Raw genomic sequence first — 12,728 nt, 5'->3', positions numbered from 1 at the left:
GCAACGTCTTTCCCCATCTTAACGGCCTCGACGCAGGTCAAACCCGCTCGCCTTTGCTGCAATGCACACGAGCCCGGCCTGTCCAACCCTGCGAACCGCCGCGCGACGCGCGATGGCGACAGTCAGGGGCGATGACCATGATCGATGTAGACGACATCAACGAGGCCTGGGGCTGGGTCGGCATGAGCGCCGTCGAAGTTCTCGGGGCCAATGCCTTCGGCAACCTCATCATCCGCGACGAGGACGACCATTTCTGGTGCCTGCGTCCGCAAGAGCTGGTCTGCGAGCCGCTGGCGCGCAGTCGCGCCGCGCTCGACGCGCTGGCCTACAACCAGGATTTTCTCAACGACTGGTACATGCCCGAGGCGGTGCGCCTGGCTGAAGCCGCGCTGGGGCCGCTGACCGAGGGGCGCAAATACTGCCTCAAGATTCCCAGCGCGCTGGGCGGGCACTACGGCTGCGACAACCTGGCCACGGTGCCGCTGGCAGAGCTCATCCGATTTTCGGGCGAGGGTGCGCAGCAGTTCGACGGCTTGCCGCGCTGGAACTGACGCCCTGGCGACGACCATGCCGGGCGCCGGTTTCCGGTAAGGAGCAAGCGCTACCTGTCCCGGCAAGGGGCAGGCGCTTATTCCTTGCGCGCGGCGGCCTGGGGCCGCAGGCGTCCGGCGACCATCTGCCACGCGACCGACGGCACGTACAATGGCAGCAGCGGGTCCATTGCCAGGTGGCGGCGCAGCAGCGGGGCGTTGATGGTCTTGCGATGCGCCAGCCGGTGGACGATGTCCTTGAGCATGGTCTGGCGCAGAAACCGGAGCTTGGCGCGGTTGCGCCCCCGTTGCTCGGCGTTGAGCCTGAACAGGCGCGGCAGCGCGAGCTCGAGTTTGGTTTCGTAATGCAGGCGGTCCATCGACTTTTCGGTGCCCCAGCCCGAGCCGGCGTAGATGTTCACGCCGCGGCCATAGGTCACTTCCGCTGTGGTGCCAAATACATAGCTCTTCGTCAGGGTGCTCAGCGTCAGCCAGAACAGGAAGTCCTCGCCGGCATAGACGAATTCTTCGCGAAAACGCTGGTTGGCGAACTTGCGGAAGCGGTACACGACGGTCGACGTGCCGATGACGTTGGCGCCGAGGATCTGTTCCGTCATGTCGCCCTGGTACTGCGCAACCGGGAAGCCGCCCGGCAACACCGGGTGCGCGTCTTTCCTGAACGCCGTGCTCTGCTCGAACACGGTGTTCGACTGGCCGAGACGGAAAAAATCCGAAAAATAGAAGTCGTTACCCGGCGCCAGGGCGGCGTTCGCATGCAGCAGGTGCGTATCGTGCCACTCGTCGTCCGAATCCAGGAAAGCCACGTAGTCGCACTGCGGCGACACGCTGTCGAGCCCCTTGTTGCGCGCCGCGGCGGGTCCGCCGTTCGGCTGTTCGATCACGCGTATGTTCAGGTGCGGCCAGCGCCGCTGCACGGCCTCCACCTCCCCCCGCGCCGGCACCGGCGAGCTGTCGTCGACCACGATGACTTCGGCAGGGTATAGCTGCTGGCCGCCGATCGAGGCCAGCGCCTTTTGCAACACGCCTTCCTGGCGCTGAAAGTAAGGAATCACGACGGCGATCGCCGCGCTCGCAGGCGCGGCGGCAGTGCTGCCTGCGCTGCTGGAAGAGGTGGAAAGCGGGGTGTTCATGTTGCTGAATATATCATACGTCCTTGCCGGAACGCCGTCTGTCTTTCCAATTGAAAACATCGCCGGGCGACGTTCGCGCCTGCTATTCGGCCAGGCTGGCCCACAGGTAGGCGGCCGCCATGGTGCGGTGCGGCGCATAGCGCGCCAGCAGGCGCTGGGCTTCGGCCAGGGTCGGCCGCTCGGCGCTGCCGGTCAGATTGTGCAGCGCGGTACGCACGGCCACGTCGCCTTCGAGCGAGCAATCTGGGTAGCCATAGCCGCGTAATAGCACATAATTGACGGTCCAGGGGCCGACGCCTTTGATCGCCAGCAGTTCCTGGCTCACCTGGGCGGCGTCGCGGCTGCGCTCGAGCGCCAGGCTGCCGTCGACCACCATGCGCGTCACGCGCAGCACGGTCTCGGCCTTGGCGGTCGAGAACTTGCGACTGGTGAGCTCTTCCAGCGCCAGGCGGGCGACGTCGGGTGCTTCCGGGTAACACCACAAGCCAGTCGAATGCCGGCGGCCGGCCAGCTGGATCAATGTGCGGCGCAGGGCGATTGCGAAGCCGAGGTTGATCTGCTGGCCGATGATGGCCCAGGTCAGGGCCTCGAACACGGTGGCCGATTGCACGATGCGCAGGCCCGGCGCGCGCGCGAGCACGGGACCGAGCACGGGATCGGCGTGCGCGAAGGCGGCAAAGGCGGCCGGGTCGATGCGCAGGCCCAGCACGTTCAGCAGCGCGTCCCGGGCCAGCGCGTCGAGCGCGGGCATGCCGGGCATGTCGGACATGTCTATCGGCACGTCGAAGGCGATGCGGCAGCGCGCCATGCCGTCGTCGAAACGGATGTCGAGCAGGGTCGGCACGCCGTCCAGCAGCACGCCCTTGCGCAGGCCTTGCGGCGACACCTGCTCGGCCAGGCCTTCGGCATCGCGGCCGTGGAAGGCAATGACGTCGGCCACCCGGTAGCCCGGCGGCAGGGCGATGGCCTGCGTCGCCTCCACCGTCTTCACCGTCTCCATCATTTGCCGCCCGCCGCCGCGGCTGCGCGCCCGACGCGCGGCCGGAAGCCCGTCACCAGCGCAGTCCCGAGCAGCACGATGGCCGCGCCGGCGATCGTGTGCCAGCCGATGGCTTCGTGCAGGAACAGCGCGCCCCACAGGATGCCGAACAGGGGATTGAGGAAGGTGACGGTGAGCGCCGAGGTGGTGCCGACTTCCTCGATCAGCTTGAAATAGAGGATGTAGGCGATGCCGCTGCAGACCACGCCCAGCGCCAGCACGGCGGCCATGATGCCCGGCGTCGGCTCGCCCGGCGCCGGGAAGAAGGCGACCAGCGGCAGCACCAGGATGGCGGCCGCCCACATCGAGCCGTGGGCGTTGGCGAACGGCGCCACCGCCGGAGCAGATTTCGCATACTGGCTGGCGATGCTGTAGCTGAACGCCGCGACCAGGGCCGCGCCGACCGCGATGCCGGCGCCGGGCCGCTCGGCGACGTGGTCGAAGCCGACCAGCAGCGCCACGCCGCCGGTGCCCAGCAGCAGGCCGAGCGCGCTGCGGCTGGCTACCCTCTGCCGCGCCCACACGGCGCCGACCAGCGCGCCCCACATCGGCGCGGTGGCGTTCAGCACCGACAGCACCGAGGCCGACAGGGTGCGCGCGGCGAAGGCGAACAGCAGGAAGGGCAGGGCCGAATTGAACAGGCCGAGGATCAGGTAGTGCTTCCAGTGGCGGCGCACGTCGAGCGGGGCGCCTTTGCCGCGCAGGTGGAACACCCAGGCCACCAGCGCCAGGAACAGGGCGGCCAGGCCGACCCGGTATTCGATCAGCACCGCCGGCCCGAGCACGGGCGCGGCAATGCGCATGAAGAGGAAGGAGCCGCCCCAGATGGCGGCCAGCGCCACCAGGCGCAGCATGTTCGCGGTGTTCATTAATAAAAAGATGGCCCGTCTGATAACGGGCCATTGTGGCAGGACCGGCGCTTTCCTGCCAGCCGCTGCTTGCTGTCGAATGCGCGCCCGATCCGCGTTCAGGCCGCGCTGGCCAGGGTCAGCGCGGCGGCGTGCGGCACCAGCATCGTCTGCGGCACCGCGTTCTTCACGGCCGTCATCTCGGCCATGATCGAGATCGCGATCTCGGCCGGCGTCTTGCTGCCGATGTAGATCCCGATCGGGCCGTGCAGGCGCGCCAGTTCGGCCTCGGTGAGGTCGAACAGCTTGAGGCGCTCGCGCCGCTTGGCGTTGTTGGCGCGCGAGCCGATGGCGCCGACGTAGAAGGCGTCGGACTTGAGCGCTTCCATCAGCGCCAGGTCGTCCAGCTTGGGATCGTGGGTCAGCGCCACCACGGCGCTGCGCGCATCGAGCTTCGCGTCGATCACCAGGTCGTCGGGCATGGCGTGCACCAGGCTCACGCCGGGAATGGAAAAGCCGCTGCGATATTCCTCGCGCGGGTCGCACACCGTGACGCGGTAATCCATGCCGGCCGCGATCGTGGCCAGGAAGCGCGACAGCGGGCCGGCGCCGATGATGTACAGGCGCCAGCGCGGGCCGTGCAGGGTGTGCAGCACGCCATCCTCGATGCGCTGGATGGCGCTGGCCTGGGCTTGCTCGAGGGTGACCGCGCCGCTGGCCAGGTGCACGCGACGCTCGACCAGCTCGCCCCCATCCAGGCGCGCCAGCAGTTCGGGAATGCGGCTCTCGGTCGACAGCGGCTCGATCGCCAGTTCGATGGTGCCGCCGCAGGGCAGGCCGAAGCGGTGCGCCTCGTCGGCGCTGATGCCGTAGCTGATGATTTCGGGGAGGGCGATCTCGATGCCGTTGTCGCGCACGCGGGCGATCAGGTCGTCTTCGATGCAGCCGCCGGAGACCGAGCCGACCACCTGGCCATCCTCGCAGATGGCGAGCGTGGCGCCGACCGGGCGCGGGCTCGAGCCCCAGGTCTTGATCACCGTGACCAGCTGGCAGCGCTGGCCGCCGGCAAGCCAGGCGGCGCAGGTCTTCAGTACGTCGAGGTCGATGCTGTCCATGATGTGGTCGCCGCCGTATGCGGGATAGATACGAGATGGACAATCATACAAAAAAAGCGGGGAGGGCGTCGGACCGGGCGTGCGCGGCATGGCGCCGCCGCGCACGCCGGCCGGGTCAGGGCACCAGCGGTTTCTTGCCGCTCTGCTTGGCCTTCACCTCGGCCACCGCCTTGTCGATCGCCGCGAGCCGCTGCGTGGTCGACGGATGGTTGGCCGTGTAGCCGTTGAGGATGCGCGCCGGGTAGGTGGCCGCCAGGCGCTTCCAGAAGGCGGACGCCCCTTCGATGCGGTAGCCGGCGCGCGCCGCCAGGTAGATCGCCAGCCGATCGGCCGCCACGTCGTCGGCCACCGGCATGGCCTTGATGCCGCCGCTGCCGATCAGCATCGACGTATCGGGCGTGATCGCGGTGAGGTTGTCGATGATGCTGCCGATGGTGGCTGCATTGCGCTGCGTGGCCGCGTGGCCCAGCATATTGTGCGCCATCGTGCGCGCCACCACGTAGGCCAGCTCGTCGTCGTTGCGGGCGAAGCCCAGCATGCCGCGGGTGACCATCACGCGCGAGCCGTCGGCGTAGGCGTTGATGTTGTCGGCGTTGCCCAGCTCGATCGCGAAGGCGCAGGCGCGGGTGACCGGGATGGTCAGGTCGCGCTGGTTGCCGTTGCGCTCGATCGACAGCGGCAGGCTGGCCTGCTTCGACACGATCGGGCCGAACACGGCGCCGGCCTTGGACAGGGCGTTCGGGCCCTCCGGCAGCGGCGTGCCGGCGGCGGCCAGCAGGTGGTCGCCCTGGCGCAGGCCGGCCCGGGCCGCGCCGCTGCCGTTGAGGACGTTGGTGACCTGCAGGCGCTCGCCCATGCCCAGCACCACCCAGGCGGCCTCGTTGTACTGGCCCGGATAGGTGTAGCGGTTCTTGGCCGTGAAGCCGAGCAGGTTGCGCGCGTGCCTGGTGCACAGCTGGGCGTTGTCGATCAGGAGGGGGGCCGCGATCCGGTACAGGCGGTCGTGCTGGGTCGCCATGCGGGTGAGCGTGTCGGCCGCCGCCGCCATCTGCGGCGTGACCTCGGGCTTGCCCGGCGCCTGGCTCGGGATCACCCCCGGCGTGGTCGACGATTGCATCTGGCCCGGCGTGCTGCAGGCGGCCAGCAAGGCCGCGGCGCCAGCGATCAGGGCCGCTGACTTGAAGCGTTCAAGACGGTGCATAGGGATCATGGTCCTCCTCTGTTATTGTTTGCCGGTGCTGCCGAAGCCTCCGGCGCCACGGTCGCTCGATGCGAACTCTTGTACCACGTTGAAGCCGACCTGCAGCACCGGCACCACGATCAGCTGCGCCAGGCGGTCCATCGGCTGCAGCACGAAGGCGGCGGCGCTGCGGTTCCAGGTGGAGACCATCAGCTGGCCCTGGTAATCGGAGTCGATCAAGCCTACCAGATTGCCCAGAACGATGCCGCTCTTATGGCCGAGCCCACTGCGCGGCAGGATCATGGCGGCGTAGCCCGGGTCGCCGATGTGGATGGCGAGACCCGTCGGCACCAGCACCGTCTGGCCGGGCTCGATGGTGAGCGGCGCGTCGAGGCAGGCGCGCAGGTCGAGGCCCGCGCTGCCCGGGGTGCCGTAGGCCGGCAGCAGGTCGTGCATGCGCGGGTCGAGGATTTTCAGATCGATATTCTTCATGTGGTGCTTGTCGTCGATGATTCAGGTGAGCAGCGAGCGTTGTTCGATGCGCTTGGCGATTTCGGACACCAGCTGGCGCGCCAGGGTCAGCTTGTCGGCCCGCTCGAGCACCGTCTGGCCGCTCTCGTCGAACAGGATCACGGTATTGTCATCCTGCCCGAAAGTCTGGTGGCCGATATTGCCCACCAACAGGGGAATGCCCTTCTTTTCGCGCTTGGCGGCGCCGTACCGTTCCAGCTGCTCGGATTCGGCCGCGAAGCCGACGCAGTAGGGCCAGCCGGACAACGACACCGTGCCGGCCACCGCGGCCAGGATGTCGGCGTTCTGCGTGAATTCCAGTTGCGGCGGCGCGCCGTCCGCCGTCTTCTTGATCTTCTGGTCGCTGGCATTTGCCACGCGCCAGTCGGCCACCGCCGCCACGCCGATGAACACGTGCTGGCCTTCCACGCCCGCCATCACGGCGTCGTGCATCTGTTGCGCGGTCAGCACGTCGATGCGGCGCACGCCGTGCGGCGTGGGGAGCGACACCGGGCCCGAGACCAGAGTCACTTCGGCGCCGGCTTCGCGCGCCGCGCGCGCCAGCGCATAGCCCATCTTGCCCGACGACAGATTGGTGATGCCGCGCACCGGATCGATCGGCTCGAACGTGGGGCCGGCCGTGATCAGGACGCGCCGTCCGGCCAGCACCTTGTGCTGGAACGAGGCGATCAGTTCTTCGACCAGTTCGTCGGCTTCGAGCATGCGGCCCAGGCCCGTCTCGCCGCAGGCCTGCGATCCGCAGCCGGGACCGAACAGGCCAATGCCGTCTTCGACCAGCCGGGCGACGTTGCGCTGGGTGGCCGGGTTTTCCCACATCTCGACGTTCATCGCCGGCGCCACGTGCAGCGGCACGTGGCGCGGCCGCGCCAGGCACAGCGTCGACAGCAGGTCGTCGGCCGCGCCGTGCGCGAGCTTGCGCATGAAGTCGGCCGAGCAGGGCGCGATCAGGATCGCATCGACGTTGCGGGTCAGGTCGATGTGGGCCATGTTGTTGGCCATGCGCGCGTCCCACTGGTCCAGGTAGACCGGCTGGCCCGAGAGGGCCTGCATGGTGACCGCGCCGATAAAGTGCGTGGCGGCGTCGGTCATGACCACCTGCACGCTGGCGCCCTGCTTGACCAGGGCGCGGCACAGCTCGGCCGCCTTGTAGCAGGCCACGCCGCCGGTCAGGCCGAGGACGATGCGCTTGCCTTTCAGCTCCATGTTCAAGCTCCTTGCGCTCAAGACTTGTTAACCCGGCGCAGCTCGTCGAGGACGAACAGGACGGCGCCTACCGAGATGCCGATGTCGGCGATGTTAAAGGCCGGGAAGTGACCGATGCCGGCCCAGTAGAAATCGAGGAAGTCGATCACGTGGCCGTGCACCACGCGGTCGATGCCGTTGCCGATCGCGCCGGCCATGATCAGGGCCAGGGCAAAGCAGAACAGGCGCTGGCTCGAATTCTTCGACATCATGTAGATGCAGAACACCACGGCGGCGATCGCGATTCCCAGGAACAGCCAGCGCTGCCAGCCGCCGGCGTCGCCCAGGAAGCTGAACGCCGCGCCCGGGTTGTACACCTTGATCAGGTTGAAGAAGCTCGTGATCGGCAGCGTCTCGGCATAGGCGAAGGTGCGTTCGACGGTGATCTTGGTGACCTGGTCGAGCAGGACGATGATCAGGGACAGGCCGATCCAGGGGAACAGGCTGGCGGTACTGCCGCGGGTGACGAGGGATGGACTCGACTTCGGGCCTGCTGCGAGGGGTTTCTTTTTGGTTGCCATGGTGTGTGGTGTCGGTGCGCGCCATGCCGCCCGGGATGGCGGCATGGCGGAAAACCCGCGGGTCGCTCGACCCGCGGGAGCTTAGGCGTAGCGGCGCTTTTCGCCGGCGCCGAACAGGTTGCTGGTGCAGCGGCCGCACAGCGTCGGATGCGCATGGTCGTGGCCGACGTCGCGGCGGTAATGCCAGCAGCGCTCGCATTTCTCTGCGCTCGATGGCGCCACTTCCACGGCTTCGTCGGCGTCGTTTGTCACTTCGCCGACGCTCGCCTGCGAGGTGATGAAGACGAACTTCAGGTCGTCGTCCAGGCTGGCCAGCACGCGGTACTTCTCGCCCGCGGCCTTGATCGCCAGTTCCGCCTGCAGCGAGGAACCGATGGCGCCCGAGGTGCGCACTTCCTCGAGCTGCTTGGTGACGTCGGTACGGACCTGGCGCAGCAGCGCATACTTGGCCAGCAACGCCTCGGCGTCAGGCAGTTCCGGGAAGGTCCACAGCGTCTGGGTGAAGATGGTCTCGTCGCTGTCGGCATACCCCTGCTGGCCGGCGAACACGGCCCAGGCTTCCTCGGCGGTGAACGACAGGATCGGCGCCATCACGCGCAGCAGCGAATGGGCGATATGCCACAGCGCGGTCTGCGCCGAGCGGCGCGCCGTCGATTCCACGCCCGTGGTGTACAGGCGGTCCTTCAGGATGTCGAGGTAGAAGCCGCCCAGGTCTTCCGAGCAGTAGTTCTGCAGGCGCGAGACGACCGGGTGGAACTCGTAGCGCTCGAAGTGGCCTGCGATGTCGTTCTGCAGTTGCGCCATCGAGGCGATCGCATAGCGGTCGATCTCGAGCAGTTCAGGCATCGGCACCGCGTGCTTGGCCGGGTCGAAGTCCGAGGTGTTGGCCAGCAGGAAGCGCAGCGTGTTGCGGATGCGGCGGTACGATTCGGTCACGCGCTTGAGGATCTCTTCGCCGATCGACAATTCGCCCGTGTAGTCGGTCGAGGCCACCCACAGGCGCAGGATGTCGGCGCCGAGGGTATCCGAGATCTTTTGCGGCGCCATCGTGTTGCCGAGCGACTTGGACATCTTCTTGCCGTTCTCGTCGACGGTGAAGCCGTGGGTCAGCAGCGCCTTGTAGGGCGGGGTCCCGTTGAGCATCGACGAGGTCAGGAGCGACGAGTGGAACCAGCCGCGGTGCTGGTCCGAGCCTTCCAGGTACAGGTCGGCCGGGAAGCGCGACTGCGCCTTGTGCGAGCCGCGCAGCACCGTCTGGTGGGTGCTGCCCGAATCGAACCAGACGTCCAGCGTGTCCTTGTTCTTTTCATAGGTCGCGGCGTCCTCGCCCAGCAGGGTGGCCGGGTCGAGCTCGTGCCAGGCGTCGATGCCGCCCGCTTCGATCAGCTTGGCGACCTGTTCCAGCAGTTCCGGCGTGCGGGGGTGCAGCGCGCCGGTTTCCTTGTGCACGAAGAAGGCCATCGGCACGCCCCACTGGCGCTGGCGCGACAGGGTCCAGTCCGGACGGTTCTCGATCATGCCGTGCAGGCGCGCCTGGCCCCAGTCCGGGAAGAACTGCGTCTTCTCGATGCCGGCCAGCGCGCTCTGGCGCAGGGTCGGGCCGCCGTCCTTCGGCGTGACGTCCATGCCGGCGAACCACTGGTTGGTGGCGCGATAGACGATCGGGGTTTTATGGCGCCAGCAGTGCATGTAGCTGTGATCGAACATCTTCAGTTCGAACAGGGCGCCTGCGCCCGTCAGCGCGGCGCAGATCGGTTTGCTCGCTTCCCAGATGGTCATGCCGCCGAACAGCGGCAGGGTCGCCGCGAAGCGGCCGTCGCCCATCACCGGCTTGAGCATCTCGTCGTCCTTCATGCCGTGCGCCTTGCACGACTGGAAGTCTTCCAGGCCGTAGGCCGGGGCCGAGTGGACCACGCCGGTGCCGCTGTCGACGGTCACGTAGTCGGCCAGGTAGACCGGCGAGGTGCGATCGTAGAACGGATCCTGGGCGTGCAGCGGGTGCTTGAAGCGGATCCCTTCGAGGCTGGCGCCGACCGTGGTGGCGATGACGGTGCCTTCCAGCTTGTAGCGGGCCAGCACCGTCTCGACCAGTTCCGAACCCAGGATCAGCAGTTGCGGCTGACCGTCACGCTCGACCCGCACCAGCGAATAGTTCACTTCCGGGCCCACGTTCAGGGCCTGGTTCGACGGGATGGTCCACGGGGTCGTGGTCCAGATCACGATGAAGCCGTTCTCGACCGGGAGTTTATCCAGGCCGAAGGCGGCGGCGATCTTGTCGTGTTCGTGGAACGGGAAGCCGACGTCGATCGCCGGATCGCGCTTGTCCTGGTATTCGACTTCGGCCTCGGCCAGCGCCGAACCGCAGTCGAAGCACCAGTTGACCGGCTTGAGGCCCCGGTACACATAGCCTTTTTCCAGCAGGATGCCGAGCGCGCGCAGCTCGTCGGCTTCATTGCTGTAGGCCATGGTCATGTATGGGTTGTCCCATTCGCCCAGCACGCCCAGGCGGATGAAGCCTGCGCGCTGGCGGTCGATCTGCTCGAGCGCATAGGCGCGCGCCTTGTGCAGCACTTCGGCGGTCGGCAGGTTCTTGCCGTACAGTTTTTCGATCTGGATCTCGATCGGCATGCCGTGGCAATCCCAGCCCGGCACGTAGGGCGCGTCGAAGCCGGCGATGGTGCGCGACTTGATCACCATGTCCTTCAGGATCTTGTTGACGGCGTGGCCCAGGTGGATGTCGCCGTTGGCGTACGGCGGACCGTCGTGCAGGATGAACGTCGGACGGCCGGCGGCGGCCTTGCGCACGCGCTCGTAGATTTTTTTATCCTGCCATTGCTTGACCCAGCCCGGCTCGCGCTTGGCGAGGTCGCCGCGCATCGGGAATGGGGTGTCGGTCATATTGACCGGGTATTTGCTCTCAGGCTTTTTCTGGCCCTTGGTTGCCTGGGACTGGCCGTTGTTCTGTTTGGTATCGGACATAAGCTTCTTCTGGTAAGTATTCGGTGTGCACGGCGCAAGCTGCCGCGGCAGAGTCTGGTGAGGCGCTTCCAACGAGCCGGCGCGGCTCGGGAAGCGCGCTCAAATTCGGTCGGTCGCCGTCAGCGCGCTGTTGCGGTGGGCGAAGAAGGCGCGCGCCTGGGCCGCGTCGTTGTCGATCGCGGCGGTGAGCGTGGCCAGGTCGTCGTATTTCTCTTCGTCGCGCAGCTTGGCCAGGAATTCCACGCGCACCAGCTTGCCGTAGCATGGCTGGTCATAGTCGAACACATGGACTTCAAGCAGCATACGGCCGGCATCTTCGACAGTCGGACGCACGCCCAGGCTGGCCACGGCCGGCAGCGGCGCGTCGGCCAGGCCGTGCACCTGCACGACGAAGATCCCGGACAGGGCGGGACGGTGCGCCACCCGCAGGTTCATGGTCGGAAAGCCGAGCGTGCGGCCGAGCTTTTGGCCATGGATCACGTGGCCCGACATCGCATACGGATGGCCGAGCAGCTCCCTGGTACGCAGAAAATCGCCTTCCAGCAGGGCGGCGCGCACGGCGGAGGACGAGATGCGCTGGTCGCCGTGCATGACGGCGCCCAGGGTGTGGACGTCGAAACCGAACTCGCGGCCGGCCTCGGCCAGCATCGCGATATCGCCCTGGCGCCTGGCGCCGAAGCGGAAATCGTCGCCGACCATCAGCCACTTGACGTGCAGGCCGTCGACCAGCACGCGTTCGACGAAGTCGCGCGGCGACATGGCGGCGAACTGTTCGTTGAAATGCTCGACGATCACGCGGTCGATGCCGGCCTGGTCGAGATCTTCGAGCTTGTCGCGCAGGTTGGCGATGCGGGCCGGGGCCCGCGACAGGTCGCCGGACTTGCGGGCGAAGTATTCGCGTGGATGGGGTTCGAACGTCATCACGGCCGCTTCCAGGCCGAGCCCGGCGGCGGCGCTGCGCACGTGGGCCAGCAGGGCCTGGTGGCCGCGATGGACGCCGTCGAAATTGCCGATCGTGAGCGCGCAGGGCGCGCGCGCCCTGTCGTTGGGAAGTCCGCGAAATACCTTCATCAAATCTGGGTCCGGTTGCACGCCGCGCGACAATGGAGCGGCGCGAAAACCCTGATTATATACGGTAACTGCGCGGTAACCCGTAGGGTCGGCGGCTCTGCCGCCGACGCGGTGATTGTTAAGGAAGCGCTGATTTAATCGTCGACCGATCCCGGCTGGCGTGCGAGCTGGCACAATGACGTCTTCGATTCCTGCTGAGCCGCCATGAAGCAAACCACGTTCTCCGACGCCGAGTTCACCAACAAAAAGAAGCAGACCCGACGTGATCGGTTCCTGGCCGAGATCGAGGCTGTGACGCCTTGGCCAGCACTGGTCGCTGCGCTGTTGCCGTACTACCCGAAGGGCGACGGACGCGGCCGGCCGCCAGTCGGCCTGGAGCGAATGCTGCGCATGTACATCGCGCAGCAATGCTTCGGCCTGTCGGAGGAAGGCATCGAGGATGCGATCTACGATAGCCAGGCCATTCGCGGCTTTGTCGGCATCGACCTGACGCACGAGTCGGCACCGGACGCGACGACGCT

12 protein-coding genes are annotated in these 12,728 nt (G+C 67.2%); 2 read left to right on the top strand and 10 right to left on the bottom strand.

From position 1 onward, the window contains the following. Positions 1-137: 137 nt before the first annotated feature. Positions 138-551 carry a T6SS immunity protein Tdi1 domain-containing protein gene (locus tag ACZ9AQ_RS21950; RefSeq protein ID WP_005665771.1) on the top strand — a complete coding sequence of 138 codons (414 nt, stop codon included), beginning with the start codon at positions 138-140 and terminating at the stop codon, positions 549-551. Between the two features lie 77 nt (positions 552-628). Here the strand turns inward: ACZ9AQ_RS21950 and ACZ9AQ_RS21945 are convergent, their stop codons facing one another. The 10 genes from ACZ9AQ_RS21945 to ACZ9AQ_RS21900 form a co-directional block, all read right to left on the bottom strand. Then, complete coding sequence (locus ACZ9AQ_RS21945; protein WP_429206824.1) at positions 629-1,681, bottom strand: glycosyltransferase family 2 protein; 1,053 nt, start codon at positions 1,679-1,681, stop codon at positions 629-631. Positions 1,682-1,763: 82 nt separating this feature from the next. Next, a complete protein-coding gene (locus tag ACZ9AQ_RS21940) occupies positions 1,764-2,684 on the bottom strand; it encodes a DNA-3-methyladenine glycosylase 2 (RefSeq protein WP_429206825.1) in 921 nt (306 codons plus the stop codon). Further along, positions 2,681-3,589, bottom strand: coding sequence for a DMT family transporter (locus ACZ9AQ_RS21935; protein WP_429206826.1), 909 nt, complete (start codon positions 3,587-3,589; stop codon positions 2,681-2,683). Before ACZ9AQ_RS21935 ends, ACZ9AQ_RS21940 begins: the two co-directional genes overlap by 4 nt. 98 nt (positions 3,590-3,687) lie before the next feature. Continuing rightward, positions 3,688-4,683, bottom strand: a complete 996-nt coding sequence (locus ACZ9AQ_RS21930) for an XdhC family protein (RefSeq protein ID WP_429206827.1) — start codon at positions 4,681-4,683, stop codon at positions 3,688-3,690. 115 nt (positions 4,684-4,798) lie between these two features. Beyond that, a complete protein-coding gene (locus tag ACZ9AQ_RS21925; RefSeq protein ID WP_429206828.1) occupies positions 4,799-5,893 on the bottom strand; it encodes a M48 family metalloprotease in 1,095 nt (364 codons plus the stop codon). 12 nt (positions 5,894-5,905) lie between these two features. Next, a complete protein-coding gene (dut, locus tag ACZ9AQ_RS21920; RefSeq protein ID WP_429206829.1) occupies positions 5,906-6,355 on the bottom strand; it encodes a dUTP diphosphatase in 450 nt (149 codons plus the stop codon). 21 nt (positions 6,356-6,376) lie between these two features. Next, positions 6,377-7,597, bottom strand: coding sequence for a bifunctional phosphopantothenoylcysteine decarboxylase/phosphopantothenate--cysteine ligase CoaBC (gene coaBC / locus ACZ9AQ_RS21915; protein ID WP_429206830.1), 1,221 nt, complete (start codon positions 7,595-7,597; stop codon positions 6,377-6,379). A 17-nt stretch (positions 7,598-7,614) separates the two neighbouring features. Continuing rightward, positions 7,615-8,157 (bottom strand): signal peptidase II, encoded by a 543-nt coding sequence (gene lspA, locus ACZ9AQ_RS21910; protein WP_429206831.1) that lies wholly within the window; start codon positions 8,155-8,157, stop codon positions 7,615-7,617. Positions 8,158-8,238: 81 nt separating this feature from the next. Further along, positions 8,239-11,136, bottom strand: a complete 2,898-nt coding sequence (gene ileS, locus ACZ9AQ_RS21905) for an isoleucine--tRNA ligase (RefSeq protein WP_429206832.1) — start codon at positions 11,134-11,136, stop codon at positions 8,239-8,241. 99 nt (positions 11,137-11,235) lie between these two features. Continuing rightward, positions 11,236-12,207: a bifunctional riboflavin kinase/FAD synthetase gene (locus ACZ9AQ_RS21900; RefSeq protein ID WP_429206833.1), complete on the bottom strand. Its 972-nt coding sequence runs from the start codon at positions 12,205-12,207 to the stop codon at positions 11,236-11,238. Between the two features lie 204 nt (positions 12,208-12,411). Between ACZ9AQ_RS21900 and ACZ9AQ_RS21895 the strand changes: the two genes are divergently transcribed. Continuing rightward, on the top strand, positions 12,412-12,728 hold a 317-nt coding region (locus ACZ9AQ_RS21895), incomplete at its 3' end, for a transposase (RefSeq protein WP_429206834.1).

The organism is Massilia sp. UYP34 (genome assembly GCF_056279385.1).
This window is presented reverse-complemented; position numbering and strand designations above follow the sequence as displayed.

Coding starts and splice junctions, on each gene's coding strand:
- ACZ9AQ_RS21935 (WP_429206826.1), bottom strand. CDS start 3,589: ATGAACACCGCGAACATGCTGCGCCTGGTGGCGCTGGCCGCCATCTGG.
- ACZ9AQ_RS21945 (WP_429206824.1), bottom strand. CDS start 1,681: ATGAACACCCCGCTTTCCACCTCTTCCAGCAGCGCAGGCAGCACTGCC.
- coaBC (WP_429206830.1), bottom strand. CDS start 7,597: ATGGAGCTGAAAGGCAAGCGCATCGTCCTCGGCCTGACCGGCGGCGTG.
- ACZ9AQ_RS21925 (WP_429206828.1), bottom strand. CDS start 5,893: ATGATCCCTATGCACCGTCTTGAACGCTTCAAGTCAGCGGCCCTGATC.
- ileS (WP_429206832.1), bottom strand. CDS start 11,136: ATGTCCGATACCAAACAGAACAACGGCCAGTCCCAGGCAACCAAGGGC.
- ACZ9AQ_RS21930 (WP_429206827.1), bottom strand. CDS start 4,683: ATGGACAGCATCGACCTCGACGTACTGAAGACCTGCGCCGCCTGGCTT.
- dut (WP_429206829.1), bottom strand. CDS start 6,355: ATGAAGAATATCGATCTGAAAATCCTCGACCCGCGCATGCACGACCTG.
- ACZ9AQ_RS21950 (WP_005665771.1), top strand. CDS start 138: ATGATCGATGTAGACGACATCAACGAGGCCTGGGGCTGGGTCGGCATG.
- lspA (WP_429206831.1), bottom strand. CDS start 8,157: ATGGCAACCAAAAAGAAACCCCTCGCAGCAGGCCCGAAGTCGAGTCCA.
- ACZ9AQ_RS21940 (WP_429206825.1), bottom strand. CDS start 2,684: ATGATGGAGACGGTGAAGACGGTGGAGGCGACGCAGGCCATCGCCCTG.
- ACZ9AQ_RS21900 (WP_429206833.1), bottom strand. CDS start 12,207: ATGAAGGTATTTCGCGGACTTCCCAACGACAGGGCGCGCGCGCCCTGC.